Origin of the sequence: Trinickia terrae (assembly GCF_005144415.1) — a bacterium.
Taxonomy (GTDB): domain Bacteria; phylum Pseudomonadota; class Gammaproteobacteria; order Burkholderiales; family Burkholderiaceae; genus Trinickia_A; species Trinickia_A terrae.
The window spans coordinates 50,168-76,137 of record NZ_SWJE01000005.1; the positions used below are offsets into that span (position 1 = coordinate 50,168).

The following is a 25,970-nucleotide window of genomic DNA, read 5'->3' on the forward strand; positions in this document are numbered from 1 at the left end:
TATCAAAACGCGGGGCTTGCCAGATGTATGTCCAATCTCCGCTTTTCATGCGGAGATGAAGGAGGGCAATCAACGCGCTCGCACGTTATTCGCCGCAAAATATGCGTCGAATACTGGCCGCATCGGCAAAGCCAGCTATTCAAGTTTGTCGCGAATGCCTTGCGAAATACTTATCGGCCGGCAGCCTAAAGACTCCCTGCACTGGATGCGCAGCCGCGAACCCGCCGGCGGGCGAAATGCCGCCCGGCGGGGCTCCGGCGGGTGATACGAGGCCCCGGCAACGGCAAGGCGCCCTCTGCGTCACCGCCGATCGCGTCAATTCCGCCGCGCTACCGGCCGCCGTCCGTCCCGCCCCGGCCCTACAAGTCAGGTATCGAAAGCCGATAAAGCTGTCCGTAGGCGACGCCATGACGGCCGCCCATAGCCAGCCACACCGGACGCACGTAACGTAGCCGCTCGCACACGCCGCTGCGTGGCATACCGAGGCAGGCGACAACGACACAAAGAGGAGACCGGGAGTGCACACCTTAACGCCGATCGCGCAGGGCGAAGTCCCTTTCCCCGCGGGAAAAATGCTTGTCTCGACGACCGATACCACCGGGCTCATCACGTACTGCAACGACGTCTTCATAGAGACCAGCGGCTTTTCGCGCGACGAACTCCTTGGCCAGCCTCACAGCGTCATCCGGCATCCGGACATGCCCGCCGAGGCGTATCGGGACATGTGGGCCACCCTCAAGAAGCAGCAGCCGTGGATCGGCGTGCTGAAGAATCGCGTCAAGGACGGCCGCCACTTCTGGGTTCAGGTGGGCGTCATGCCGATCGTCGAAGGGAAGGAGGTGGTCGCATACCGGGCCGTGCAGACGCAGGCTTCGCGCGAACAGATCCAGACCGCCGAGGCGATCTACGCGAAGCTGCGGGACGAGCAGACGCGGGGCCGGCAGGCGCACCGCCTCGATAGCGGCGCGATCGTGCGCACGGATCTGGCCGGACGCCTCGATCGCTTCCTGCATCCGACCATGAAGCGGCAAACCTATCTGCTGACGATCGGCCTCGCGACGCTCGGGATGGTGGCGGGCGCGCTCCTGAACGGCGGCGTGTCGGCGCTCACGTGGCCGCGTGCGGCCGTGGCGTTCGCGGCCTGCATCGTGCTGGGGATACTGGCGGAATACCGCATGCGGTTCATGTTCATCTACCCGCTACGCCGTTTGCTGGGCTTCGTGACGCGGATCGCAATGGGCGACCTGACGCAGACGCTCGAGAACAGCTGGAAGCCGACCGGCGTGGTCGGGAAGCTCGAGCAGTGCGTCAATCAGGTGAGCCTCAATACGCGCGTGATCGTCGCGGATGCGCGCGACCAGATGGTGAGAATGGCGCAGGCGACGGCGACCGTGAGCGAGGGCAGCCAGAAGCTGTCGGCCCGCACCGAATCGCAGGCGGCGAGCCTCGAGCAGTCCGCGGCGTCGATGGAGCAAATAGCCAACAACGTGCAGCAGACCGCCGAGGTGGCGCGCCGCGCCGCGTTGAATGCAGGACACGCTTCCGGCATCACAGAGGATAGCGGCGCCGCCGTGCAGGCCATGACGCAGACGATGCAGGGCATCACCGAAGCATCGCGGAAGATCGGCGAAATCATCCAGGTGATCGACGGGATCTCCTTTCAGACCAACATCCTCGCGCTCAACGCGGCCGTCGAGGCGGCGCGGGCCGGCGAGCACGGACGCGGCTTCGCGGTCGTCGCCGGCGAAGTTCGCAACCTGGCCGGCCGGGCGGCCGCGGCGGCGAAGGAAATCACGGCGCTGATCGCCGATTCGACGCAGAAAGTCGAAGCGGGCAGCAAGCTCACGGAGACCGCGCGAGACAAGATGCAGCAAGCCGTTCAGGCGGTTCGTGATGTCAGCGCGCTGATCGGCGAGATCAACACCGCTGCTGCGGAACAGAGCATCGGCATTTCGCAGATCAAGCAGGCGCTCGATCTCATCGAGGATCTGACTCAGCAGAATACGTCGCTCGTCAATCACCTCGCGCTCTCGGCCAATACGCTCGCGGGCAATGCCCACACCGTGACCGAGACGGTGGGTATGTTCAGGATCTGATGGACGCCACGGCATCAAAGCGCCGCGACCGCCTCCATCCCCGCCATTTTCCGCATCGGGACGGCGCCCTTCCCGGCCCCGTCGGGAAACGCCGCCACCTGCTCCGCCTTGCGAGCGAAGTACTCCACGAGGTGATCGATGAACGTCCTCACCTTGACCGGCAAATGCCTCCGGCTCGGATACGCGACATTGATCTCGACCTGCGGCAACCGGTACTCCGGCAGCAGCCTCACCAGCCGCCCCTGCGCCACATCCTTGCTGATCAGATAACTCGGCAGAATCGCCACCCCCATCCCGAGCAGCGCGAACTGCCGCAGCATTTCCGTGTTGTTGGCCGTGATCACATTCGCCGGCCGCACGCGCACGTCGCCGTGCTCGCCGCTGAACACGTGCTCCTCGCCCCAGTACTCCGAGGGCGGGTTCAAGCAAGGATGGTCCATCAAGTGCTCGGGCCGCGTTGGCGTGCCGTGCTCGTTCAAATAAGCCGGCGTCGCGCAGACGGTCATGCAATCGTTCGTCAGGCGCCGCGTCACGATGCTGCCGGTGCGCATCTGCCGCGCGATCACGATGCCCACGTCGTAGCCTTCTTCGACGAAGTCGACATGGCGATCCACGAGCGTCACGTCGGGCACGACCTTCGGATAGCTTTGCGAATAGCTCTGCAGCACCGGCGCGAGCGTATGCAGCCCGAACACGACCGGTGCGACGATGCGCAGCGTGCCGACGGGTTCGTGATTGCGCGCGGTCACCATCTGCTCGACGTCTTCGAGGTCGTCGAGAATCTGGCGCGCGCGTTCGAGGTAGACCTGACCGGATTCGGTCAGCGAGAGGCTGCGCGTCGTGCGATGGAGGAGCCGCGTGCTGAGCCGGCTTTCGAGGTCGGCGACGTGGCGCGTCACGACCGCATTGGAAATGTCGAGCGCATTGGCCGCGCCGACAAAGCTGCCGACATCCGCCACCTTGACGAATATCCGCACCGACTGCAAATGATCCATGATGGCACCCCATGATTCCATGCAACGCTGTCGCAACAGCCGCGTGCCCAAGCATTGTGATTCGGCGCTCTCACACGGCATCAACTCATGTAAGCGATTGTAAAGAGCGCACCATGTCCCAATCCTGACCCGAAGATGACAATGCTGTCAGGTTGCCGAACCCCGAGCGCTATTCCATCTGGTCCCACGGCGGCTCGTTGCCCCACTCCTCGGCCAGCGCATCGACGAAGCGCCGCACCTTGAGCGGCAGGTGGCGCGCGCTCGGGAAGACGGCCTGGATCGTCAGGTCCGCCGTGCCGTAGTCGGGCAGCAGGGCGACGAGCTCGCCCTTGCGCAACGCATCGCCGAACACGAAGCTCGGGCCGAACGCGACGCCCGCCCCGGCGACTGCCGCCGCGAGCAGCATCTGCATGTTGTTGGCGGCGATGGATACGCGGCCGTCGACGCGATGCGCGGCGCCGTCGCGATCGAAGAACGTCCAGTCGCCTGCCGATACCGCGTCGCTGAATGCGAGCCGCGGGTGCTCGCGCAGCGCCTCGGGCGTCTTCGGCGCGCCGCGGCGCGCGAGGTAGGCCGGCGCTGCGCACGCCACCATCCGGCAGCGCGCGAGCCGGCGCGCGACGAGCTCGGAATCCGGCAGGCGGCCGATGCGGATCGCCACGTCGATGGCCTCCTCGAGCAGGTTGGCGAAGCCGTCGCTGAGCACGATTTCGAGGTTCACCTCGGGATTGCGCTCGACATAGCGCGCGATCACGCCGCCCAGATGCAGCGCGCCGAACGTGACCGGCGCCGCGATGCGCAACGTGCCGCGCGGCGTGTGCTGCGCATCGGCGGCTTCGCGCCGGGCGTCGTCGAACTCTTCGAGGATGCGTCGGCAGCGCGCGTAGTAGGCGGCGCCGGCCTCGGTCAAGGCGAGGCGGCGCGTCGTGCGCTGGAGCAGCCGCGCCTGCAGGTCGGCCTCGATCGCGCTCACATGCTTGCCGGCCATCGCCGGCGAGAGGCCGAAGCGCCGCGCCGCGGCGGCGAGGCTTCCTTCGTCCACGGCGGCGGCGAACACCGCCATGCTGGTCAGCCGGTCCATGTGCGGCACCTCGATTCGATATTGCGGCTATCGACTGTATGTCGGTGGAGGCGGATTATCAATCGTGACGCTCGACTCTACGATGACGTCAACAGCAACCCGACTATCAGGAGTCACGTCATGAAGATCACGGCAAACGGTATCCACATCCACGTAGAGGACGAGGGCAGCGGCACGCCCGCGCTCGTCTTCCTGCATTACTGGGGCGGCTCGTCGCGCACCTGGGCGCCGGTCATGGCGCATCTGAACGGGCGCTACCGGACCGTTGCGCTCGATCAGCGCGGCTGGGGCCGATCCGACGCGCCCGCCGACGGCTACCGCATCGCCGATCACGCCGACGACGCCGCCGGCGTGATCGGCGCGCTTGGTCTCACGCGCTACGTGCTCGTCGGGCATTCGATGGGCGGCAAGGCCGCGCAGCTGCTGGCGTCGCGGCGTCCCCAAGGGCTCGCGGGGCTGGTGCTCGTCGCGCCGTCGCCGCCTGCCCCGATGGCGATACCCGCCGAGCAGCGCGACGCGATACGGCACGTCTACGAGTCACGCGAATCGATCGCAGCCGCGCGCGATCACGTGCTCACCGCGCGGCCGTTGAGCGCCGCGCTTCAGGAACAGGTCGTGGAGGACAGCCTGCGCGGCGCGGCGCAGGCCAAGGCGGCGTGGCCGACAGTAGGGATGCTGGAGGACATCACGCGCGAGGTGGCGTCGATCGACGTGCCGACGCTCGTGATCGCTGGGGAACGCGACCAGGTGGAGACGCCCGACACCTTGCGCCGCGAACTGCTGCCGCGGATTGCGCACGCGGTGCTGCATGTGCTGCCGAAGACCGGCCACCTCTCGCCGCTCGAAGCGCCGGCGGAAATTGCGGATATGGTCCGGGCGTTCGTCGATCGGCGAATTGAAGCCTCTGCTCGCTGACGCTTCGAATTCTTCCATCGTCCGGTTTGCCCACGTCTATCAGGTTTTCCCAAAGCCAGACGCCGGTCGCCGAAGCCAGCCGGGCCTCGGCTCGGCTCGGCTCGGTGACCTGCCACGGGCATGGAGCCGTGCCTTACGCCACATCTCCAGACCTGTTCCGCTCGGCGCCAAAATCAAAATAGCGCCGAAACCCCGGTCTGTTTGCCCGATCGAACGGCATCGCCCGCCGCTAACCTTCCACCATCGCCAAGACCGCGCGCGTTGCGCCGGCCAACTCGCCCCCTGGGCGCGAACGCCGCCAAGCGCCGCCTGCTCCCACGGAAGGACCGCTTCAATGCCCACTGTCAGCATTCTGATCCCCGCCTGCAAGGCCGAATACCTCGGCCGGGCGATCCTCAGCGCGCAACGCCAGACTTTCGAGGACATCGAAATCCTCGTCGGCGACGACACGCCCGATGCCGCGCTGCAGGAAGTCGTCAGAACGTTCGACGATCCCCGCATCCGCTACTTCCACCACGGTTTTCAAAACGGCACGCGCAATTCGCAAGCATTGTGGGAGCACGCGCGCGGCCAGTACGTGAAGTTCCTGTCTGGCGACGACATGCTGATGCCGACCTCGGTTCAGACGCTCGTCGACGAGCTGCGCGCCAACCCGGAGGTGGTCCTCGCGTTCCACGAGCGCGTGATCGTCGACGAGACGGACAACGTCGTCGCCACGCCGGGTCCGCTGCTCGCGCTAGGCAAGACCGCCCTCATCGACCGTCCGTTCCTGATCGAGCACATGGTCGCCGGGCTGAACAACTTTGTCGGCGAGCCGAGCAACATCATGCTCGTGCGCGATCGCGTCGACATTTCGACCGTCTGGGACTACCGCTCGTCGGTGCTCGACTTCACCGGCGACGTGGCGGCCTATCTGAACTGTGCCGAAAAGGCGCCGCTGCTCGCAGTGGGCGGCTATCTGAGCGCGTCCCGCCGGCATTCGGCCCAGGCGCCGGAAACCGGCAACGCGAACTTCAGTGCGGGGCTCTACGAGTGGGAACTGATGGTGCGCGGCGAAGCGGCGGCCGGCAATCTCACGGGAGACGCCCTCCGGAATGCGCGGCGCGCGCTGCGCCGGCTCTACGCCAACTGGTCCGCGACGCTGCCCGAAATCGCCCGCTTGCTTGCCAACCTCGACGAATTCGAGCGCCGGCCCGCACATGAGCTCTACGCGTCCGAGCGTTTCCAAGCGGATCTCGCGAATGCCCGCGCGGCCGTTGCTGCGCGCGTAGGTGTGAGCAGTAAAGGGCCGCGGGCGCCGCAGCAAAAGTTCTGCGTCGTCTGCGAGCAGCCCGTACCCGGCTGGCTGCCGCACCCTGAGAACGGCAACCCCGGCAAGACCTTCATGCGGCAAATCGAATCGGTGGGTTCGACGCTCCAGAACCACTCGTGCCCGAAGTGCGGCTGCAACGACCGCGAGCGCCATCTGTGGCTCTATGTCGCCTTTTCGCGCATTCTCGAAGACGCGAGCGCGAAGCGCATTCTCCACGTCGCGCCGGAAGCCGGGCTCGAGCCGCGCATCCGCAGGCTCCAGCCGCGCGAATACATCGTCGGCGATCTCTCGCCGCGCCTCGCGCATCACTGCGAAATCAACGTCGAAAAGCTCGACTTCCCCGACGGCTACTTCGACCTGATCATCTGCAACCACGTGCTCGAGCATGTGGACAACCCGGCCGCGGCGCTCGCTGAGTTCAACCGGTGCCTTGCGCCCGGCGGCCACTTGGTCGCGCAGACGCCGTACTCGCCTGTGCTGCGCAATACGTTCGAATTGACCAAGCCCGTCGATGAAGCCTTCGCGACGAACTACTTCGGGCAAAACGACCACGTCCGCATGTTCGGCGCCGACCTTGTCGATCACTTCCGCAACGCAGGGTTCAAGGGCGACCTGTATCCGCATACGACGGTTCTTGGCGAGCTCGATCCGGACACCTACGGCTGCAACGGACGGGAGCCTTTCTTCTTCTTCGCGAAAGGGGCCGCGCCAGGGTTCCCGGCTTATGCGTCTTCGCAGCCAATCCAGTAACCACCGGCTTGAGACAACCATGAGTGCTGCCGCCCCCGTTCGCGTGATATCTCCGGAACCAGACGATCGCATCTTCGTCACGCAGCCGCATATGGCGCCGCTGGACGAATTTATCCCCTATTTGGAAAAGATATGGGAGAGCAAGGTACTGACGAACCGCGGCCCGTTCCATCGGCAGCTCGAAGACGCGCTGTGCGAATATCTCGGCGTTGAACACTTGGCGCTCTTTGCCAACGGGACACTGGCGCTTGTCACCGCGCTGCAGGCGCTGCGCATCACTGGCGAGGTCATCACCACGCCGTATTCGTTCGTCGCCACCGCGCATTCGTTGTTGTGGAACGGCATCAAACCCGTATTCGTCGACATCGATCCCAATACGCTCAATCTCGATCCGCGCAAAATCGAGGCAGCCATTACGCCGCAAACGACTGCCATCATGCCCGTTCACTGCTATGGGCATCCGTGCGACGTCGAGGCGATTCGCCGGATCGCCGACAATTACAACTTGAAGGTCATTTACGACGCCGCACACGCGTTCGGTGTACAGACCGACAGCGGCAGCGTCCTGCAGCACGGCGATCTATCGGCGCTGAGCTTTCATGCGACAAAGGTTTTCAACACATTCGAAGGCGGCGCGATCATCTGTCCGGATGCGAAGACCAAGCAGCGCATCGACCACCTCAAGAACTTCGGCTACGTCGATGAAGTCACCGTGGTGGCGCCCGGCATCAACGCGAAGATGAGCGAGATCAACGCGGCGTTCGGCCTGCTGCAGTTGAAGCACATCGACGAGGCGATCGCCAGGCGCAAGCGAATCGATGCGATGTACCGCGAGCAATTGCGCGACGTGAAGGGTATTCGCTGTCTGGAAGATGCGGGCGAGACGGTGGCGAACTGCGCCTACTTCCCGATTCTCGTAGAGAGCGACTACCCGATGAGCCGCGATGCGCTGTTCGAGTTGCTGCGCTCGCACGACATCGTCGCGCGACGCTACTTCTATCCGCTCATTTCCGATTTCCCGATGTACCGCGGGCTGCCTTCGGCAAGCCGCGACAATCTGCCCGTGGCGACCGAAGCTGCTCTGAAGGTGCTCTGCCTGCCGATTTACCCAGCACTGTCCGAGGAGCAAGTTGAACGGATTGCGGGCATCGTTGCGCGAGGCCGCTCGTGACGTTCGCGCCGGCGGCAAGGGATGCGGTCGAACGTCTATCGACGCGACGCGATGCGATCGGCGGATACTTCGAACTGGAGTTGCCGCCCGCTCACGGCGAGCTCTATCCCAATGCGCTGCGCTTTCAATCCGCACGCGCGGCGTTCCTCGCGCTGCTCACGGCTGGCCGGCCACAGCGCGTCTGGATGCCCTGGTACATCTGCGAATCGATGCTCGAAGCGCACGCGATGACGGGGGTGCAAGTCCAGCGCTACCAGATCGATGAACACTTCGAGATCGCGAGCGACATCGCGCTGGGTGAAAACGACTGGCTGCTGTACGTCAACTATTTCGGGGTTTGTGACGCGCGGGTGGAGCGGCTCTTCGCCCGCTTTCCGCGTCAACAGACCGTGATCGACAATTCGCAAGCGCTGTTCTCTCCGCCTGTGGATTGCCTCGCAACCATTTATTCTCCGCGTAAATTCTTCGGCATTCCGGACGGCGGCTATCTGGTCACGGAACGTGACATGCCGCTGCCCGATGAGCAGGACACAGGTTCGATCGAGCGTTTCGAGCCGCTTCTAATGCGCCTCGATCACGGGGCGGAAGCCGGATACCAGAGCATGGTCGCGGCGCGCACGACGTTGCGCGGTCAGTCGCCGAAGCGCATGTCGGAACTGACTCGGCGTTTGCTCGCGCATATCGACTACCCGGCGGCGATCGCGCGCCGCAATCGCAATTACGCGCGCTATCAGCGCCTGCTCGGCGCCGACAATGCGCTGCCGTTGCCGGAAGCCCCGCAGTACGCGCCGCTTTGCTATCCCTTCTGGAATTATCGCGCGGACCTTCACGCGCGGCTTGCCGCTCAACGTGTCTACGTCGCCAAGTATTGGCCGCACGTACGAGGCGAGACCGGGACTCCGGCCGACCTCGAATACCGCCTCGCCACTGAGTGCCTCGCTCTTCCGTGTGATCAACGCTACGGCGACGAAGAAATCGACTTCGTCGTGGCAATGCTGTGCGAAGCGATCAAGAGCCGTTAAGCGAAGGCGTCAGTCAGGCGACGCACCTCGTATGGCTGCGCAACGCTTGCGCTACGGTCTCCGGCGCGTTCCAAAGCAGCACGTCGATGATCGATAGATGCGGTTCGTAACGGTAGGGCGCTGGATCGTAGCTGAACTCGTCGAACTCCGCGAACTTGAGTGTGACGCCGGCGCGCTTGAACGTCGCTGGGTCGAACAGCGCCCGCCCGCCCGCAGGATTGACGTACTCCGTAGCGCCGAGTTGCTGGCAGACAAGAGGCGCCCAGTCGCCAGCACCCATCTGCGACGGAAAATCGAGGCTCAATTCCGAGCAGACACGGTACGAAAAGGGCACGCCCAGGTACTCGCAAACCGCCTTTAGCGTATTGACGTTCAGTTCGCACAGCGAGTCGCTCGAGGTGCGATCGAATGCAGCGCACACGAGATCGTCCACCTGCGCGAAGAACGGTGCCTGGCGGCGGAACGCGGACAGTTTGCCGTGCAGGCTCGTCTTCGTATCGGCGACGTTCAGCACGCGCGCTTCGTGGGTCTTGATCGTGATCGACGAATTCGACAGTGGGACTGTCACGTACTGCCAGCCTTCCTTGGGATGCAAAATGCGGTTGCGATTCATCCAGGTTTTCGGCGTGTATTGTGTGACGTCGAAAACGATCCATTCGTCGACGGCGGCGATTAACGCGAAGTGCCCGAGATAGGGAAAGAAGTAAGGCTGCATGATACCGAGCCTCATGCCGCGGTTTCCTCCTGATGGGCCCGCGCGATGATCTCGCACACGGTTTCTACCATCGCTTCGCGTACATGTGCGCCGACGGGCAACTCGAGCCAGGACGAGCAGAGACGTGCGGTCACGGGCAGCGCAGCGGTTTGCCGCGCAACGACGCTCGCACGCGAGACGGCGCGCGCTTCCACGTTATCGAAGGCAAGCCGTTCGACCAGCGCGTCGCGCGACCTGCCGAAGACGCGCTCGTCCAACTCGACTAGGAGCGCCTGATGATTCGAAGCGTCCACGCCGCCGGGTTCGACGACGCGCAGTCCGGCAATGGACGAAAGGCGCGCCCGGTACAGGTTGGTCAAAGACTGGTTGTGCACTTGGTTGGCCGCGTAGTCGTCGAGACTCAGGAGACCGATCGCAGCCTGCCCTTCGGACATTCGCCCATTCGACGTTTTCACTACGGGCACAGGGCGACCTGCGCCATAGCTACTGCGAATGTTGCGCAGCCGCGCCGCGAGTTCGTCGTCATCCGTGGCGACGCATGCCCCGCCCGCAGCGTTCAGGACATTGGATTCGCTGAACGAGAAGACTTCGAGCGCGCCGAAGCGGCCTGCGCGACCGCCCCTCACCGTGCAGCCGAATGCATGCGTCGAATCGAACAACACCGGCAAGCCGCGATCCCGCGCGAGGCTGGCAAGCGCCTCGGCGTCGCATGCGCCCCCCCACAGATTCGCGCCGATGATCGCACTGACGGCCGCGTCAACGGAGGCCCCGTCGATTGTCGTGACCGCGCTGTCAAGGCAGATCTGGCCGGTGGCGGGGTCGACGTCGCAAGCCACCGCTTCGACGCCGCACCATGCGAGTGCGTGTTCGACGGCGCGATCGCAAACCCCCGGCACCAGCGCGTGTCCGGAGATGGCGAGCGCTTCGCTCGCCATCATCAAGCCGATGGTCGCGTTGGTGACGCAGACAGCATGTTTGACGCCGAGGAAGTCCTGCAAGCGTTGTTCGAGCTCCCGTGCGAGCGGGCCTTGGTTCGTGTAGTAACGCCGCTCGAAGATGCCGCGCATCGCGGCCTCATAGCGCTCCCATCCGGGCGCATTGCGTTGGCCGACGGCGAGCAACTGGGCGAAAGCGGGGGAGCCGCGATCGCGCATGGCCGATGGGGCGTCGATGGGCATCGTGGTTTTCACCGGGCGACCTCGCGGGTTTCGGCGCGCGCGTGGATTTCGCCGGCATGCGCCTCTACGAACGAAAGCAGCATGATCACTTCGTCAATGTCATCCATCGTCACGAACTCGCCGCACGGCAGCAGCGCGCAGCGCTGCGCGAGGCGATCGGTCTGCGGCAATTCGGCCGGAACGTGCGGATAGGCCATCGGTTTGGCGTGCAGCGGCGGAGAGTAGTAAGCGCGAGCGAGCACGTTTTCGGCATTCAGAATCTCGATCGTCAGTGATCGTGGCAGAGGCCAATCGTCGAGCAATTCGACCACGATGTTCTTGTAGCTCGTGCGGTGCGATTCATCGAACTCGATGAGGCGCACGCCCGGTACGCTCGGTAACGTCGTGCGATATCGCTCGTAACGTTCACGGTTGCGCAGGACTTGCACATCGAGTTCGTCGAGGTTCGCAAGCGCCATCGCCGCATGAACGTCGGCGAGCCGTGCGTCGAGGGAGCCAGGTTGCACTGTGCTGCCGTCGCGCAACGTCGCAAGTTCGGCGGCGAGCTCTGCGTCGTTCGTCGTGACGTAGCCGCCCTCGAAGCCGTTAAGGAGTTTGCTCGCGTGCAGCGAAAAGCATTCGGCGTTTCCGAAGCCACCCACTCGGCCGGCCGCACATTCCTCGTAGACGGATTCGACGGAATCGAACATCAACGGGATGCGGTGCCGCGTGGCGAGCTCGACTAGCCCTTCTACGTCGCAACAATTGACGATCGGATGGACGCCAAGCAAAAGTGCCGTGTCGTCACCGATACATGCGCTCGTGGTAGCCGCGCTAATCGCGAGCGTTTTCGGGTCGACTTCGCAAAAGCGCGGCAACAGACCCGTCCAGGCGACCACGTCGGCCATGCGTCGATAGGTGAGCGACGGCATGACGACTTCACGCTTGCCTGGCCGGGCGAGCGCGGTCATGGTTGTCGCCAGTGCCCAGAAGCCACTGCAAAAGCTCACACAATGTGCCGTTTGGTGAAACTTTGCGAGGCGCGCTTCGAGCTGCATCGTCACCGCACCCGGCGCCGTGCCCGCTTGACCATAAGCGTCGCGCGAATACTCGAGGAAGCGATCGAAATCCGGCCGTACGAGGTTCGAGGTCGACTTCGGGACAGAAAACAGGGGCTTAGCGCCGAACAACGCTAGGTCGGCGGCGCTCGACTTCTGCATCATTGCACGGGTCCTGGGTTGACTTGCTCGCGCGATGCGTTGGGCGCCGACCGGCGGTGAAGCACGGCGTCGTAACGGTAATACCCGGAGAAGTAGCCCTCCGGCATTGTTCCGAATTCGGTATCCCAGCCGGTGCTGGCAGCTAGCGCAGCAAATTCGGCTCGCGTGCGCCAGATGCCGATCCGCGCGCGAGGGTCGGTGAGCTCACCCGGCTCAGGGATGCGTGGTGCGTAAAATGCCGCGGCGCGTTCGCCGTCGGGCACATTACCGAGGAAGACGCGGTCGACGTTGACGAATCGGCTGTGCAGCGTTTGCAATGTCGTTTGCGCCTCTTGCTCGGAAAGGTACGAGAAGCTCGCGTAGCACATGACTTTAGTGAAGCGCTCGGGCATGGCTTCGGCGCAAACATACTCGGCAGCACCGCTGGCCGCGAAGGTGAATTGCGGCGGCACGGCGAAATGCTGATTCGCGATGTCGATCATGTATGACGAGATGTCCACGCCGACGAGCGACGAGCAGGCACGGAAGAGTCGCGCGGACAGCGCCCCGTTACCGCACGCGAGGTCGAGCACGATATCTTTGGGCTCGATCGCGAGATGCTGGCGGATCGCTTGCATGATCATATCGACGTGTTCCTCGGACACGACCTTGCCGCCCACGGTGCGTTTGACTTGCGCCCAAAAGTCGTCGGGGGCGCAAGTTCTCGCATGCTCGTCGTAATCGACGGTCGGATAGTTGCGCGGCGCACTCGGATTGGGATGGTTCATGGCTTTGCGAGGTAAGTCGAGCGGCTATTGGACGGACGGTTGTACGGACGCGAGTCGGGCACGTGCAGCCGCTTCCTTTCGCTGAGCGACACGTTGAGCCACGTTGGCGCGTGCAAATGCGAAGTCGGCCTGGAAGCGTTCCGACGAGAGAAGCTCCGCCGGTGGCCTTGCCGTCAGTTCTTCAAGATTGGCGGAAAGGCGCGCGATCTCCGGCAGCACTCCGGCGAAGTTGGCGTACAAGGCATGCAAACGGTGCTTCGCACCTTCGAGCAACGCCCCATGAAGGTTGCCGGCGGCGGCCTCGCTGCGCACCAGCAGTTCCCATTCATAGAGACCCGCGCTGAAATTCCAGCTCATGACGGTCGACAACTGGCCCGCATGTCGCCGAAAGGCGCTCAGGTAGCCGCCTACTGCGACGAGCGGCGCCTGCTCGGCTATGTTGAGGAACATTGCGACGTCGCTGCCAAGAAAGTCGAGTTGCAAGCCTCGATAGTCGACGATGCGTTCGACGTCGATCCGCTCGCGATCAACCATCACGTTACTCGGCTCGCCGATGAAGTTATTGAGTCCGGCGACCATCTGTTGTACGAGATAGGCGCGGTCGACGAGTGCTGTTTGTCCCACCTGTAGCAGCGGCTGCGGGGTGCCGAGCACATTGCCGTCACCGTCGATCACCACCCGGTCGTGAAATGCAAGGGCCGAATTGGGGTTTGCGGTGAGCGCTGCCGACAGCACTTCGATCGAAGCCGGCATCAAAAGGTCGTCGTCGCACAGCCATTTGACGTACTTGCCGCTCGCTCGCTTCCAGAGGGCCTGGAAGTTGAGCGTGCCCCTCTGGAAACCATGATGGAAGTAGCGGATTCGCGGATCGTCGAAGCTTTTGACGAGGGCTTCCAGATGAGCCTCCGGCGTGTCATCGCCGATGAGGATCTCGAAGTCCTGCAGCGTCTGGCGCAGGGCGCTGACGATTGCCTCGCGCAGGTGCCCGGCTTTATAGGCGGGAATCAAAATGCTGACCAAAGCCATGTGAGGCCCCCTTTTTCATCGTTCGACCCGCACTTTAGCTTCGCTAGTGACTATTCAATGGCGCAAAAAGAGCCCCAATTCCGCGGCAATTCCGAAGCTTCGTGGCCGCTCAGGCTTGGGGCGCTGCCGCATTGCGCGCTCTTCGCGCGGTCTGAATGAGCGTCTCGCGAATTTGCAGGAATATCTGCAAGTAGCTTGCGCGGCCCGTTTCGATCGCTGCAGTCTTCAATGCGTCGAGCACCGACAGATCGACAGGGTAGGGACTGACCATCGACCCCGACATCGGCAGCTGAATCGGGTCATATTGCTTCACGCGCCAATGGGGCTCGGCGGCGAGGAGCAGCGACACGACGCGCTCGATGATGAACACCTTCGACGGAACGAAGCCGCGTCCATAGACGGCCGGCGCGTTCAGTTGGCCGCTGAGCGCGCTGTTGCCGGTTTCCGCGATCGCAAAGAGCATTTCGCACTTTTCGAGCCAACGCCGCCAAAACGCGGGTGTGGCCACAAAGTAATTGCAAAAGATGCTGTGGCGCGAATCCATTGGTAGCGCGTGCGGATCGACGCCCGGCGCGATGAGCGCGACGCTCTGCTCGAAGATTGGCCAAATGCCAGGCTGATTTGTCGCCGCCTGCTCGAAAGTGTTCAGATATACGGCGCTCTGGTCGAAAAACGGCGAGAACGCGATGACGTCGGCGCCGCTTTGCACGCTTGCGATGAATGCGTTGACGGCGGTCGAGTGGAGCGTGGTCTTTTGGCCGAACTTTGGTGAGAAGAAGCCGTAGAGCGTGTTTTCATCGAGCGCATGCCCGAGCAGGAACTTGCGGATGGGCCAGTATTCGCGCCAGTCGGGCCGCTCTCCGCGATTGTCGAGCGGGATGAAGCCCGGATCGAGTTGAAGGCGCGTTTCGTCGGAGTAGTAGATCTGGCGAATTTCGACCGACCGTCCGCCGGACGATGGCTTCGAAAGTTCAAGCAAGGGATTGCCTCCGGTGATTGGGCGATTCTCATGTGCAGCAAGCGCCGCGCGTGAGAAGCCGCAGGATGGCGAGAGTTTGATGGTTGGGCTTCAGGTTGTATCGATCGAACAAGGCGTGGTTTCAGGCTCAATTCACGATGTTCGAATAAACGAAAGTCGGCCTCTCGCCAGCCAGGGTGCCGGTGGCGCGGTGCAGTTCTGAAAATGAACGGGAAACGACGTGCTTTTCCTGCGATTGAAGAACGTACGGCAAGGCTATGCTGCGGTCTATTGTCAGATGCGGCGTGAACGCGCTGTATCAGCCCGAATTGATTTCCGATCTCCCCCAATGAAGCCGATCCGACTCGTATGTGGCACCCGGCATTCCGACACGGCCTTTGCCGCGCAATCCGCGCTCGGCCGCTCGCTGAAGCTCTATGACCACCAGCCGCAGCAGCAGCTGGTGCTGTTCGACAACAACAGCAAAGGCCTGTCGACGATCTACAACCGCGCGATCGAGCACGCCCGGGAGAACCCCGCGATTCTCGTCTTCATCCATGACGACATCTCGATTTGCGACTTCTTCTGGGTCGAGCGGATCCACGAAGCCGTCAAGCAGTTCGACATCGTGGGCCTCGCCGGCAACACGCGCCGCATGCCGCGCCAGCCGTCCTGGGCGTTCACGCCCGAGATGCAATGGGACCGCCGTGAATTCCTGAGCGGCGTCGTCGGGCACGGCAAAGGCTTTCCGTGCGACGTCGTTTCGCGCTTCGGCCCGTCGGGCCAAGCGTGCAAGCTGCTCGACGGCCTCATGCTCGTTGCCGACAGCGAGCGGCTCATCGAAAGCGGCGTGCGCTTCGACGAGCAGTTCGATTTCCATTTCTACGACCTGGACTTCTGCCGCCAGGCGGAGCTGAAGGGCCTGACGATGGGCACTTGGCCGATCAGCGTCGTCCACGAAAGCGGCGGTGCGTTCGGCTCGCCGTCGTGGCGCGCGGCCTACGAGCGTTATCTGCGCAAATATGGCGAGTAAACCGATGCCGGCGGCGGGCCGGCTTCCCCAGCCGATCGAAGTCGGCCTCGCGCATCAGCAGGCCGGGCGCCTCGCCGAGGCGGCGGCCGTCTACAAGCAAATTCTCGCCGTCCAGCCGAATCATCCCGACGCGCTGCATCTGCTCGGGCTCGTCGCGTATCTCGAAGGCAACTACGGGGCGTCGGCCGATCTCATCATGAGCGCGCTGAGCCACCGCGAGAGCGAGATCTATTACGGCAACCTCGGCAATGCGTTTGCCGCGCTCAGCAAGCACGCGGCGGCTGCCGAGTGCTTTCGTTGCGCCATCGCGATCAAGCCCGACTACATACACGCCCACAACAACCTCGGCAACATGCTGCGCGAGTGCGGCCAGTTCGACGCGGCCGTGCAGAGCTTCAAGACCGTCATCGCGCTGAAGCCCGATCATGCCGAGGCGTACAACAACCTGGCCAACGTGCTGGTCGATCTCGGCGGCCTTGACGCCGCGATCGACGCCTACCAAAAGGCGATCGCGCTGCGGCCGGACCTGCTCACGACGCGCAGCAATCTGCTGTTCATCCTCAGCTACCGCGAAAGCCTCGCGTCGTCCGACTACCTGGCGCAGGCGCTCGACTTCGGCCGCGCGGCGACGGCCCAGGCGCGACCGTGGTCCGAGTGGCATGTGCCGCTGGCAAGCCGGCGTGACGGGCCGTTGCGCGTCGGCCTCGTTTCCGGCGACCTCAAGGTCCATCCGACCGGCATTTTTCTCGAGAGCATCCTCGCGCACGTCGACACGAGACGGATCGAGCTCGTCGCGTATCCGACGCAGCGGATCGAGGATGAGCTGACTGCGCGCATCAAGCCGCGTTTCGCGGCGTGGACGAATCTCACGTCGCTTACCGACGAGGCGGCCGCCCGCCGGATTCGGGACGACAGGATCGACGTTCTCGTCGACCTGTCCGGCCACATGAACCACAACCGCCTGCCGCTGTTCGCATGGCGGCCGGCGCCGGTGCAGGCGAGCTGGCTCGGCTACTTCGCGAGCACGGGGCTGCCCGCGATCGACTACGTGATCGGTGACCCGCACGTGCTGCCGGCCGCCAGCGAGAGCCAGTTTTCCGAGCGGCTCTGGCGCCTGCCCGACAGCTATCTCTGCTTCACGCCGCCCGAGGAGAACGTGGCAGTCGGCCCGCTGCCGCTCGCGGGAGAGCGGCACGTGACGTTCGGCTGCTTCAACCACCTGATGAAGATGAACGACACGGTGGTCGCCGTGTGGGCGCGCATCCTCCACGCGGTGCCCGGCTCGCGTCTCTTCCTGAAGGCCAAGCAGCTCGACGACGCGGCCACGCGCAACGAGACGCTCAGGCGCTTCGCCGCCGTGGGCATCGGCGCCGAACGGCTGATTCTCGAGGGCCGCTCGCCGCGCCATGAATACTTCGAGGCGTACAACCGCGTCGATATCGCGCTGAGCCCGTTCCCTTATCCGGGCGGCACGACGAGCGTCGAAGGACTCTGGATGGGCGTGCCCGTCCTGTGCCGCCGCGGCGACCGGTTTCTCGCGAACATCTGCACGAGCCTGCTGCACTCGGCCGGACTCGAGGAGTGGATCGCGGCCGACGACGACGACTACGTCGCGAAAGCCGTCGCGTTTGCGCGCGACCCCGAGCGGCTCGCCGCGCTGCGCGGCTCCTTGCGCGCGACGCTGCTCGCCTCGCCGCTGTGCGACGCCGCACGCTATGCGCGCAATCTCGAAGCGGCGTTCGAAGGCATCTGGCGCGAGCGCGTTGCGCAACTGGGTGCGCCGCCACGAGATCCCGCGCCCTGAGCGCGGCGGCGCGATCGCCTGGACACGCCTCGCGCCGCTGCCGTTTCCTCATCCACGGACTATCCATGCAAGACATTCGAGAGACGTTGAACGCCGCGCTGGCGCATCATCAGGCGGGCCGTCTCGCGGATGCGCGGACCCTCTATCGACAGATCCTGCACGCACAGCCACGGCATTCGGACGCGCTGCATTTTCTCGGGCTGCTCGCATGCCAGATCGCGCAGCATGACGCGGGCATCGCGCTGATGCGCGAATCGATCGCCGTCAATCCGAGCCCGATCTACTACAACAACCTTGGCAATGCGTTGCGCGACCACGGCTTGCTGGCCGACGCCATCGCTGAATATCGCCGCGCGATCGTGCTCAAGAGCGACTACGCCGAAGCCCACAACAATCTCGGCAATGCGCTGCGCGAGGCCGGCGACGCGGCCGCGTCGCTGCAAAGCTGCGCTCGGGCAGTCGAATTGCTTCCCGGCTACGCCGAGGGCTATAACAATCTCGGCAACGCGCTGAAGGATCTCGGCCAAATCGACGCGGCCTTGCTCGCGTACAACAAGGCGATTGCCGCAAGAAGCGACTTCGCGCTTGCTCACATCAATCTCGGCAATGTGCTCAGGGAGCAAGGGCATGCCGATGCAGCGGTCGAATCCCATCGAGCCGGCATCGCGCTCGCGCCGAACCTCGCCGCGGCGCACGATGCGCTTGCCGGCGCGCTGATGGATCGCGGCGACGTCGATGCGGCCATCGAGAGCTACCGGCGCGCGGCCGAGCTGCAGCCTGAACAGGCCGCTGCGCACAATGCCCTCGGCAACGCGCTGAACGGCGCCGGCCGAGCCGGCGAATCGGTAGCCTGCTACGAGCGCGCGCTTGCCTTGCAGCCCGATCTCGCCGATGCGCATCACAATCTCGCCAACGCGCTGAAACGCCTGGGGCGCGCCGAGCAGGCGCTCGGCTTCGCGCGGCGCGCCGTGGAGCTACGCAATGATGCGCCGTCGTTCCACAACAACCTCGGCATGATCCTCGCCGACCTGAACCAGTTCGACGCCGCGCTCGAGCGCTACCGCAAGGCGCTCGCGCTCGATCCCGATCTCGCGGAATCGCATACCGCCGTGCTGTTCGGCCAGGCCTATGCCGCCGGATGGTCGGCCGGCGCTCACCTCGCCGATGCGCGCTACTTCGGCCAGCGCATGGCCGCGCTGGCGTCGCCCTACACGCAATGGCCCGCGCTGGCGGATGCGTCGCGCGCGACGCGTGCGCTCAGGGTCGGCTTCGTGACGGCCGATTTCCGCGCGCATCCCACCGGCTATTTCCTGGAAAGCGCGCTCGCCCATCTCGACCGCGCGAAGATCGAGGCGATCGCGTATTCGAACGGCTTGCAACATGACGACGTCACGGCGCGTCTGAAGCCGCGCTTCGCGGCGTGGCGCCACATCGCCGGCATGAGCGACGAAGCGGCGGCGCGCATGATCCACGAGGATCGCATCGACATCCTCGTCGACCTGTCGGGCCATACCGCGCGCAACCGGCTGCCGCTGTTCGCCTGGCGGCCGGCTCCGCTGCAGGTGAGCTGGCTCGGCTACTTCGCGACGACGGGGCTCGACGCGATCGACTACGTGCTCGGCGACCCGCACGTGCTGCCCGCGGAAGACGAGGCTCAATATGTCGAACGCGCGTGGCGCCTGCCGGACAGCTACTTGTGCTTCACGCTGCCGGCGCGGCAGGTGCCGGTCGGCCCGTTGCCCGCGCTGCAAGCCGGCCATGTGACCTTCGGGTGCTTCAACAATCACAAAAAGCTCAACGATGCGGTCGTCGCGGTCTGGTCGCGCGTGCTGCATGCGGTGCCGAATTCGCGTCTGATGTTGAAGAACTTCCAGCTTGGCGAGCCGATCATGCGGCGCGATACGCTCGCGCGCTTCGCCGCGCACGGCGTCGGCAGCGAGCGGCTCGTGCTCGAGGGACCGTCGTCGCGCGACGAGTATTTCGCCGCCTACCAGCGCGTCGATCTCGCGCTGGACCCGTTCCCCTATCCAGGCGGCACGACGAGCGTCGAAGGGCTCTGGATGGGCGTGCCGGTCTTGAGCCGCCGCGGCAACCGGTTCCTGTCCCGCCTCGGCGAGATGGTGCTGCAAACGGCCGGCTTGCCAGAGTGGATCGCCGGCGACGATGACGACTACGTCGCGCGCGCCGCAGCGTACGCCGCCGACCTGCCGGGCCTCGCGGCGCTGCGCGCCGGCTTGCGCGAGCGCGTGATTGCCTCGCCGCTCTGCGATGCGCCGCGCTTCGCCCGAAATCTCGAAGCCGCCTTCGCGCAAATGTGGCAGCGCAGGCTTGCGGCGATTGACGGAGTGCCCCCAAACCTGTCGCTTCGCGCCAGGCCCCCCGAGGGGGCCGAGGAAACTTGGGGCCGCCCGGCGTTTCCTCGAGGAGACAACCCATGAACGCAATCGCACCGGAAGCGATCTCGCAGCAGGCCGTCGAAGCTGGCCTCGTCCATCATCAGGCAGGGCGATTCGGGCAAGCGCAGGCGCTCTACCAGCACGCGCTGCAACTCGTGCCGCGCAATTCGGACGCGCTGCATCTGCTCGGTGTGGTCGCCATGCAGCAGGGCCGGTATGCCGATGCGCTCGACCTGATCGCGCGCGCCATCGAGATCAGCCCGCAATCGATCTACTACGACAATCTCGGCTCGGTGATGCGCGGCTGGGGCAAGCTGGCCGCGGCTGCGGAGAGCTACAGCCAGGCGATTGCGCTCGATGCCGCCAATGTCAATGCGCACAACAACCTTGGCTTCGTGCTGCAGCAGATGCGTCTCTTCGCGGCCGCTGCCATGAGCTTTCGCACGGCCACGGCGCTCAAGCCCGATTTTGCCGACGCCCACTGCAATCTCGGCAACGCGCTGCGCGAGCTGGGCGATCTCGACGGAGCCGTCGAGCACTGCCGCAGGGCTCTGGCGATCAATCCCGCGCTCGGCGAGGCGCACAACAATCTCGGCAACGCGTTCAAGAACCAGGGCAAGCTGACCGAAGCGGCGCAGTGCTACGAGCACGCGCTGGCCCTGTCGCCGCACGAGCCGCAGATCCCGCTCAATCTTGGCATCGTCCGGCGCGAAGAAGGGCGTCACGATGCGGCCATCGCGTGCTTCAGGCAGGCCATAGCGTTGCGGCCGTCGTGGGCGCACGCATGGAGCAACCTGTTGTTCAGCCTGAGCTTCGCGCCCGGCGTCACGCCGGCCGACTATCTCGCCGAGGCGGCCGAGTTCGGGCGGCGCGTCGGCGCCGAGGTTCGCCCTTACACGGACTGGCTCACTGATACGGCGGCGGGCGCCCCGTTGCGAATCGGCTTCGTGTCCGGCGATCTCAGGGCTCACCCCGTCGGGTTCTTTCTGGAAAGCGTCCTCGCGCAGTTCGACCCCGCGCGCATCCGCCTCTTCGCGTACACCACCCGGCCTCAAGAAGACGAGCTCACTGCCCGCGTCAAGCCGCGCTTTGCGGCCTGGCGCAGCATCGTCGACATGAACGACGAGGCCGCCGCGCGCGCGATTCGCGACGACGGCATCCATATCCTGTTCGACATGGCCGGGCACACCGACGGCAACCGGCTGCCCGTATTCGCCTGGAAGCCGGCGCCGGTGCAGGTGAGCTGGATCGGCTATTTCGCGTCGACGGGGCTTGCGGCCATCGATTACGTGCTCGGCGACGATTGCGTGCTGCCGGCCGGCGAAGCGCATCACTTTGTCGAACGGCCGTGGCGTCTGCCGCAAAGCTACCTGTGCTTCACGCCCCCCGAGCCGGCTGTGCCGATCGAGGCCGAACCGCTGTCGGCCGACCGGCCGCTCACGTTCGGCTGCTTCAGCGATCTGGTGAAGATGAACGACCGCGTGGCGGCGGTGTGGTCGCGCATCCTCCATGCGGTGCCGGGTTCGCGTCTTTTCCTGAAGGCGAAACAGTTGGCCGATCCGGCGGCGCGCAGCACGACGCTTGCACGCTTTGCGGCGCACGGCATCGGCGCGCAACGGCTCGTGATGGAAGGCCCCTCGCCGCACGCGGCGTACCTCGCCTCGCACAACCGCGTGGACATCACGCTGAGTCCGTTTCCTTATCCGGGCGGCACGACGACGGCCGAAAGCCTGTGGATGGGGGTGCCGGTGCTGTGCCGCCGCGGCGACCGCTTCCTCGCGCATTTGTGCGAGAGCGTGCTGCGTGGCGCGGGCCTCGCCGACTGGATTGCATCGGATGACGACGACTACGTCGCGCGAGCCGTCGCATTCGCCCGCGACCGCGAGCGGCTTTCGGCGCTGCGCGGGGAACTGCGCGAGCGAGTGCTGGCGTCCTCGCTGTGCGACGCGCCGCGCTTTGCGCGCATGCTCGAGGACGAGTTCGCCAAGATGTGTACCGACAAAAAAGCCGCATCGCTGCGGCTTCGAGAGTGAATCCAATTCCGCATTGACGGCATGCGGTTGTTATTCGTTATCCAGGTTCCGGCCTCGAGGCCGTCGTCAGAGCTTCCCCGTCGTGTTGTAGAGGCTCGTGGCGGCGACCCGCTTCATCGCTTCGCTTTGCCGGCAGATCATCGCCTCGCGCTCGTCCTGCGTCTTGCGCGTGATCGTCGCGTCGATCTCCTGGATCGCGCGGATCGTGGCGATCGCTTCAGGCGTCTGCGTCTGGCCGAGCGTCATGAGAAGAGGGGAGCGCTCGTCGGCCAGATCGGACGCGAACAGCCAGTCGCCTGCCTCGACGGCGGCGGCGATCGTCTTTGTCAGTTCGTATGCGCGGGACAGCGATTCTTGCGTCATCGTTCTCGATCCTTGGTCAGCGGAAGCTCAAGCGTCAGGACGTCTTGTTCAGCGTGCCCGAGCTGCCGTTGCCGCCGAACAGCTGGTTCAGGTACGTCGTGTTGTTCTGCATCTGCGTCATCAGGTTGTTCAGCGCGGTGAACTCCGAGTTGTACTGGCTCGTCAGCGTGGCCGCATAGGCAGTCAGGGTGGCCTGTTGCTGCGTCAGGCTCTGGAGGTCCGAGTTGAGCGCCTGGGTGCGCTGGGCGAATTGGCCGCCGGACTCCGTGTACGTCAGGGTGTACGCATTGAGCTGCTCGCCGATTCCGTTCGTGCTGTTGAAGATGGCCGACACAGCGCTTGAGTTCGTGGTGAGCGCCGTTTGCAGCGCCGTGCTGTCGACCTTGATCGTGCCGTCCGGCTGCAGGTTCAGGCCGATCGAGGACAAGCTGTACGTCTTGCCGCCCACGGTGATGCCGTTACTGACCATCGAGGCCATGTCGTTCGTGGCCGTGTTGAGCATGGCGTCGCCCAAGAGCGGTCCGGCCGTCGCACTCGTCGAGCCGCTCGCGGCGGTGTAGGTCGACAGCCCGCTCGCGGTCGTGACCCACGAGTTGTACGCCGTGACGAAACTGTTGATTGCGGTGGTCTCGGAGGTCGTGTCCGCGGCCACGGTGAGCGTTTGCGTGGTGCCGACCGCGGCGCTCGTGAGGTTGAGCGTCACGCCGGTGAGCGCGCCGGTTACGGTGTTGCTTGCGCTCGTGACCGTGTTGCCGGCGATCGAGAGCTTTGCATCCTGGCCGGCCGTGACCTGCGTGAAGCTGGCCGTGTTCAGGCCGGAGTCCACGCCGGTGCCGGCGGAGATCGACACCGTGTTCGCCGCGCCGGTCGAGGTCGAGGTGAGCACGAGGTGCTGGCCGTCGGACGCGGTGATGACGGTGGCCGACACGCCGGGGTTGTTCGACGCGCCGTTGATGGCCGCCGCGACGCCGGCGAGCGTGTTGTTCGACGAGTTCAGCGCGATCGTCATCGAGCTGCTGCCGACGCCGACCGTCAGGTTGCCGGTGCCGAGCGTGGCACTGCTTGAATACGCACCCGAGGAAATCACGTTCGACTGGGCGATCTGCGTCACGTTGACCGAATATGTACCCGCAACGGCGCCCGAGCCGGTCGCGACCGTCGCCGTGATGCCGCTGCCGCTCGTTGTGGCGCTCAACTGCTGGAGCGCGCTGCCGTCCGTGAGACCCGACAGCGAGGTCTGCAGCGACGCCATTGCCGATTGCAGCGAGCCGATCGCCGACACCATGGTGTTGTCGGACGTCTGCTGGTTGGTGATCGTGGCCTGCTGGCCGGCGGTTTTCGCGTTAACGAGGGCCGTGACGAGCGAGTTGACGTCGAGGCTCGACTTGGTCGATCCACTGATGACGGACTGGGCTGCTTGCGCCAGCGCGGCGCTTGCGCTGGTGGAGGACGTTGCCGTGGTCGACATGGGTAGCTCCGTTCGTTTCGTTCGTTATTGCGAGTTTCGGTCCAGTGCAGACTGGCAGAGGTGTTTGGCCCGATGGGCAAGTACCGCCAATGACTACAGGGAGGAATACCTCCCTGTAGTGTTGCTTGAGTTGCGCTGCTTTACCGGGGCCGCCGCGTGTCGCGCTATCCGGCGTCGCTGGCGGCCCCGCGCAGCACAGCGTGTCTTGCGACTCGCTGTGCGCCGGTCACGCTTACTGCAGGAGCTTCAGCACTTGCTGCGGCAGCGAGTTCGCTTGCGCGAGCACCGAGATACCGGCTTGCTGCAGCACTTGCGCCTTGCTCAGGTTCGCCGTTTCCGACGCGAAGTTCGCGTCGGTGATTTGCGACATGGCCGAGCTCGTGTTGGTCGATTGCGTCTCGGTGTTGGTGATGGCCGACGAGAACGTGTTCTGCGCAGCACCGAGCTGGGCTTGGAAGTTGTTCACTTGCGTGAGTGCGGCATCGATCGCCGTGATCGCGTTTTGCGCACCCGAGGTCGTCGCAACGGTGAGACCCGTCAGGTTCATGCCGGCCGAGTTCCAGTTCGTCGTGCCGAAGTTGGCCGTCAGGTTCTGGTTGGCCGAAGCGCCGATCTGGAAGGTCACGCTGCCGCTCGTGCCGAGCGCGCCGCCAAGAACGGTTTGGCCGTTGAACGTCGTTTGCGTGGCAACGCGGTCGATTTCAGCCAGACGCGTCGACACTTCCGACTGCAGGTTGGCTTGTGCTGCCGTGCTCAGCGAGCCGTCGCCCGACTCGACCGCCAGCTGGCGGATACGCTGCAGGTTGGCAACCGTCGACGAGATCGCGCCGCCAGCCGTTTGCAGCATCGAGATGCCGTCGTTCGCGTTCGATACGCCTTGGTTCAGCGCGTTGATCGAGGCCGTCATCGTCGTCGAGATCGCGAGGCCGGCTGCGTCGTCAGCTGCGGAGTTGATGCGCTTGCCCGACGACAGGCGGTTGATTGCTTGCGACAGAGCGTTCTGCGAGCCCGAGAGATTCGTCTGGGCCTCGAGCGACATGATGTTGGTATTGATGTTCAGCATTTCTTTCCTCGTTTGGAAAACGCCTCAGAGATCGGCTATTTCAAGGTTCGGCGACGCGCTTATCGCGAGTGGCGCTGACCGCCTTTCCTGGTTGTCGGCGGGGGGCGGAGAAAACTTTAGGGAAGGGATGCGAAATTGGTGATAGCGCATTGGCAGCCCCGAGGCGAGGGCGTTCGGCCGCTCGACAACGCAAGTGCTTGAACGCAAATGTCAAAATGGTGGTCGACGCGGCGTTTACCTGTTAAGATCGCTGGTTCGCGGTGGACTCCGCACCAATTTCCCCGGCCCCCGGGGCCGATTGCCTCTCGTTTTGCTGCTTGCGGCAAGCGTCGGGAGGGCCGGCGCGAGGCGGACTGCCATGAGTGGGCAGCTGCCACGCATTTTGACCGTATCAAGCGACTTAGGAATTACATGACGACGATTCTTCTGAAGGAAAACGAGCCGTTCGAAGTGGCGATCCGCCGCTTCCGCCGCGCAATCGAAAAAAATGGCCTCATCGCCGAACTGCGTGAGCGCCAGTCTTACGAAAAGCCGACAACGGCTCGCAAGCGCAAGAAGGCTGCGGCTGTGAAGCGCCTGCACAAGCGTCTGCGCAGCCAGATGCTGCCGAAGAAGCTCCACTAAG

Annotated in this window: 21 protein-coding genes; 10 read left to right on the forward strand and 11 right to left on the reverse strand. The window is 64.6% G+C overall.

The genetic code is table 11. The features are described from left to right. Positions 1–518 precede the first annotated feature (518 nt). Positions 519–2,096 carry a methyl-accepting chemotaxis protein gene (locus FAZ69_RS09595; protein ID WP_136893755.1) on the forward strand — a complete coding sequence of 526 codons (1,578 nt, stop codon included), beginning with the start codon at positions 519–521 and terminating at the stop codon, positions 2,094–2,096. Between the two features lie 14 nt (positions 2,097–2,110). On the opposite strand, the gene FAZ69_RS09600 is transcribed toward FAZ69_RS09595, so the two are convergent. Both FAZ69_RS09600 and FAZ69_RS09605 read right to left on the reverse strand, forming a co-directional pair. Beyond that, positions 2,111–3,091 carry a LysR family transcriptional regulator gene (locus tag FAZ69_RS09600; protein WP_136893757.1) on the reverse strand — a complete coding sequence of 327 codons (981 nt, stop codon included), beginning with the start codon at positions 3,089–3,091 and terminating at the stop codon, positions 2,111–2,113. Between the two features lie 169 nt (positions 3,092–3,260). Continuing rightward, positions 3,261–4,172 carry a LysR family transcriptional regulator gene (locus FAZ69_RS09605; RefSeq protein ID WP_136893759.1) on the reverse strand — a complete coding sequence of 304 codons (912 nt, stop codon included), beginning with the start codon at positions 4,170–4,172 and terminating at the stop codon, positions 3,261–3,263. Positions 4,173–4,292: 120 nt separating this feature from the next. Between FAZ69_RS09605 and FAZ69_RS09610 the strand changes: the two genes are divergently transcribed. The 4 genes from FAZ69_RS09610 (at position 4,293) to FAZ69_RS09625 (ending at position 9,342) form a co-directional block, all read left to right on the forward strand. Beyond that, positions 4,293–5,087 (forward strand): alpha/beta fold hydrolase, encoded by a 795-nt coding sequence (locus FAZ69_RS09610; RefSeq protein WP_136893761.1) that lies wholly within the window; start codon positions 4,293–4,295, stop codon positions 5,085–5,087. Positions 5,088–5,421: 334 nt separating this feature from the next. Next, positions 5,422–7,149 (forward strand): methyltransferase domain-containing protein, encoded by a 1,728-nt coding sequence (locus FAZ69_RS09615; RefSeq protein WP_169708601.1) that lies wholly within the window; start codon positions 5,422–5,424, stop codon positions 7,147–7,149. Positions 7,150–7,168: 19 nt separating this feature from the next. After that, complete coding sequence (locus FAZ69_RS09620) at positions 7,169–8,320, forward strand: DegT/DnrJ/EryC1/StrS family aminotransferase (RefSeq protein ID WP_136894878.1); 1,152 nt, start codon at positions 7,169–7,171, stop codon at positions 8,318–8,320. After that, positions 8,317–9,342 (forward strand): aspartate aminotransferase family protein, encoded by a 1,026-nt coding sequence (locus tag FAZ69_RS09625; protein ID WP_136893765.1) that lies wholly within the window; start codon positions 8,317–8,319, stop codon positions 9,340–9,342. Before FAZ69_RS09620 ends, FAZ69_RS09625 begins: the two co-directional genes overlap by 4 nt. Before the next feature lie 13 nt (positions 9,343–9,355). Here the strand turns inward: FAZ69_RS09625 and FAZ69_RS09630 are convergent, their stop codons facing one another. The 6 genes from FAZ69_RS09630 to FAZ69_RS09655 all read right to left on the reverse strand — a co-directional run bounded on the left by FAZ69_RS09630 (position 9,356) and on the right by FAZ69_RS09655 (position 15,206). After that, positions 9,356–10,072, reverse strand: coding sequence for a WbqC family protein (locus FAZ69_RS09630; protein ID WP_206171183.1), 717 nt, complete (start codon positions 10,070–10,072; stop codon positions 9,356–9,358). Continuing rightward, positions 10,069–11,247 carry a DegT/DnrJ/EryC1/StrS family aminotransferase gene (locus FAZ69_RS09635; protein ID WP_136893767.1) on the reverse strand — a complete coding sequence of 393 codons (1,179 nt, stop codon included), beginning with the start codon at positions 11,245–11,247 and terminating at the stop codon, positions 10,069–10,071. Before FAZ69_RS09635 ends, FAZ69_RS09630 begins: the two co-directional genes overlap by 4 nt. After that, positions 11,244–12,437 carry an aminotransferase class I/II-fold pyridoxal phosphate-dependent enzyme gene (locus FAZ69_RS09640; protein WP_206171184.1) on the reverse strand — a complete coding sequence of 398 codons (1,194 nt, stop codon included), beginning with the start codon at positions 12,435–12,437 and terminating at the stop codon, positions 11,244–11,246. Before FAZ69_RS09640 ends, FAZ69_RS09635 begins: the two co-directional genes overlap by 4 nt. Further along, entirely contained in the window at positions 12,434–13,201 is a 768-nt protein-coding gene (locus FAZ69_RS09645) for a class I SAM-dependent methyltransferase (protein WP_136893769.1), read from the reverse strand. The genes FAZ69_RS09640 and FAZ69_RS09645 overlap by 4 nt, the downstream gene beginning before the upstream one ends. 24 nt (positions 13,202–13,225) lie before the next feature. Then, positions 13,226–14,227, reverse strand: a complete 1,002-nt coding sequence (locus tag FAZ69_RS09650) for a glycosyltransferase family 2 protein (RefSeq protein ID WP_136893771.1) — start codon at positions 14,225–14,227, stop codon at positions 13,226–13,228. Positions 14,228–14,336: 109 nt separating this feature from the next. Then, the gene (locus FAZ69_RS09655; protein WP_136893773.1) at positions 14,337–15,206 is read right to left on the reverse strand and encodes a hypothetical protein; all 870 of its coding nucleotides are present in this window, start codon (positions 15,204–15,206) and stop codon (positions 14,337–14,339) included. A 328-nt stretch (positions 15,207–15,534) separates the two neighbouring features. On the opposite strand from FAZ69_RS09655, the gene FAZ69_RS09660 reads away from it, so the two are divergent. From FAZ69_RS09660 to FAZ69_RS09675, 4 genes are all read left to right on the forward strand, one after another. After that, positions 15,535–16,218 (forward strand): glycosyltransferase family protein, encoded by a 684-nt coding sequence (locus tag FAZ69_RS09660; protein WP_136893775.1) that lies wholly within the window; start codon positions 15,535–15,537, stop codon positions 16,216–16,218. Beyond that, positions 16,208–18,022 carry an O-linked N-acetylglucosamine transferase, SPINDLY family protein gene (locus FAZ69_RS09665; protein WP_240702167.1) on the forward strand — a complete coding sequence of 605 codons (1,815 nt, stop codon included), beginning with the start codon at positions 16,208–16,210 and terminating at the stop codon, positions 18,020–18,022. The genes FAZ69_RS09660 and FAZ69_RS09665 overlap by 11 nt, the downstream gene beginning before the upstream one ends. A 65-nt stretch (positions 18,023–18,087) precedes the next feature. Next, a complete protein-coding gene (locus tag FAZ69_RS09670) occupies positions 18,088–20,460 on the forward strand; it encodes a tetratricopeptide repeat protein (protein WP_136893777.1) in 2,373 nt (790 codons plus the stop codon). Next, on the forward strand, positions 20,457–22,451 hold the full coding sequence (locus FAZ69_RS09675; RefSeq protein ID WP_136893780.1) for an O-linked N-acetylglucosamine transferase, SPINDLY family protein: 1,995 nt from the start codon (positions 20,457–20,459) through the stop codon (positions 22,449–22,451). The genes FAZ69_RS09670 and FAZ69_RS09675 overlap by 4 nt, the downstream gene beginning before the upstream one ends. Positions 22,452–22,517: 66 nt before the next feature. Here FAZ69_RS09675 and fliT read toward each other — a convergent pair whose 3' ends face one another. From fliT to FAZ69_RS09690, 3 genes are all read right to left on the reverse strand, one after another. Continuing rightward, a complete protein-coding gene (fliT, locus tag FAZ69_RS09680; RefSeq protein WP_136893782.1) occupies positions 22,518–22,814 on the reverse strand; it encodes a flagellar protein FliT in 297 nt (98 codons plus the stop codon). 34 nt (positions 22,815–22,848) lie between these two features. Further along, the gene (gene fliD / locus FAZ69_RS09685) at positions 22,849–24,282 is read right to left on the reverse strand and encodes a flagellar filament capping protein FliD (protein WP_136893784.1); all 1,434 of its coding nucleotides are present in this window, start codon (positions 24,280–24,282) and stop codon (positions 22,849–22,851) included. A gap of 232 nt (positions 24,283–24,514) precedes the next feature. Further along, positions 24,515–25,345 (reverse strand): flagellin domain-containing protein, encoded by an 831-nt coding sequence (locus FAZ69_RS09690; protein WP_136893786.1) that lies wholly within the window; start codon positions 25,343–25,345, stop codon positions 24,515–24,517. A 411-nt stretch (positions 25,346–25,756) separates the two neighbouring features. Here FAZ69_RS09690 and rpsU point away from each other — a divergent pair, with 411 nt between their 5' ends. Beyond that, positions 25,757–25,969: a 30S ribosomal protein S21 gene (rpsU, locus tag FAZ69_RS09695; protein ID WP_006050883.1), complete on the forward strand. Its 213-nt coding sequence runs from the start codon at positions 25,757–25,759 to the stop codon at positions 25,967–25,969. Position 25,970 lies beyond the last annotated feature (1 nt).

What these genes read in the sequence shown, in the direction of transcription:
- FAZ69_RS09650 (WP_136893771.1), bottom strand. Translation starts at nt 14,227, where the DNA reads ATGGCTTTGGTCAGCATTTTGATTCCCGCCTATAAAGCCGGGCACCTG.
- FAZ69_RS09615 (WP_169708601.1), top strand. Translation starts at nt 5,422, where the DNA reads ATGCCCACTGTCAGCATTCTGATCCCCGCCTGCAAGGCCGAATACCTC.
- FAZ69_RS09665 (WP_240702167.1), top strand. Translation starts at nt 16,208, where the DNA reads ATGGCGAGTAAACCGATGCCGGCGGCGGGCCGGCTTCCCCAGCCGATC.
- fliT (WP_136893782.1), bottom strand. Translation starts at nt 22,814, where the DNA reads ATGACGCAAGAATCGCTGTCCCGCGCATACGAACTGACAAAGACGATC.
- FAZ69_RS09620 (WP_136894878.1), top strand. Translation starts at nt 7,169, where the DNA reads ATGAGTGCTGCCGCCCCCGTTCGCGTGATATCTCCGGAACCAGACGAT.
- FAZ69_RS09670 (WP_136893777.1), top strand. Translation starts at nt 18,088, where the DNA reads ATGCAAGACATTCGAGAGACGTTGAACGCCGCGCTGGCGCATCATCAG.
- FAZ69_RS09630 (WP_206171183.1), bottom strand. Translation starts at nt 10,072, where the DNA reads ATGAGGCTCGGTATCATGCAGCCTTACTTCTTTCCCTATCTCGGGCAC.
- FAZ69_RS09600 (WP_136893757.1), bottom strand. Translation starts at nt 3,091, where the DNA reads ATGGATCATTTGCAGTCGGTGCGGATATTCGTCAAGGTGGCGGATGTC.
- FAZ69_RS09690 (WP_136893786.1), bottom strand. Translation starts at nt 25,345, where the DNA reads ATGCTGAACATCAATACCAACATCATGTCGCTCGAGGCCCAGACGAAT.
- FAZ69_RS09660 (WP_136893775.1), top strand. Translation starts at nt 15,535, where the DNA reads ATGAAGCCGATCCGACTCGTATGTGGCACCCGGCATTCCGACACGGCC.
- FAZ69_RS09675 (WP_136893780.1), top strand. Translation starts at nt 20,457, where the DNA reads ATGAACGCAATCGCACCGGAAGCGATCTCGCAGCAGGCCGTCGAAGCT.
- FAZ69_RS09640 (WP_206171184.1), bottom strand. Translation starts at nt 12,437, where the DNA reads ATGATGCAGAAGTCGAGCGCCGCCGACCTAGCGTTGTTCGGCGCTAAG.
- fliD (WP_136893784.1), bottom strand. Translation starts at nt 24,282, where the DNA reads ATGTCGACCACGGCAACGTCCTCCACCAGCGCAAGCGCCGCGCTGGCG.
- FAZ69_RS09605 (WP_136893759.1), bottom strand. Translation starts at nt 4,172, where the DNA reads ATGGACCGGCTGACCAGCATGGCGGTGTTCGCCGCCGCCGTGGACGAA.
- rpsU (WP_006050883.1), top strand. Translation starts at nt 25,757, where the DNA reads ATGACGACGATTCTTCTGAAGGAAAACGAGCCGTTCGAAGTGGCGATC.
- FAZ69_RS09610 (WP_136893761.1), top strand. Translation starts at nt 4,293, where the DNA reads ATGAAGATCACGGCAAACGGTATCCACATCCACGTAGAGGACGAGGGC.
- FAZ69_RS09645 (WP_136893769.1), bottom strand. Translation starts at nt 13,201, where the DNA reads ATGAACCATCCCAATCCGAGTGCGCCGCGCAACTATCCGACCGTCGAT.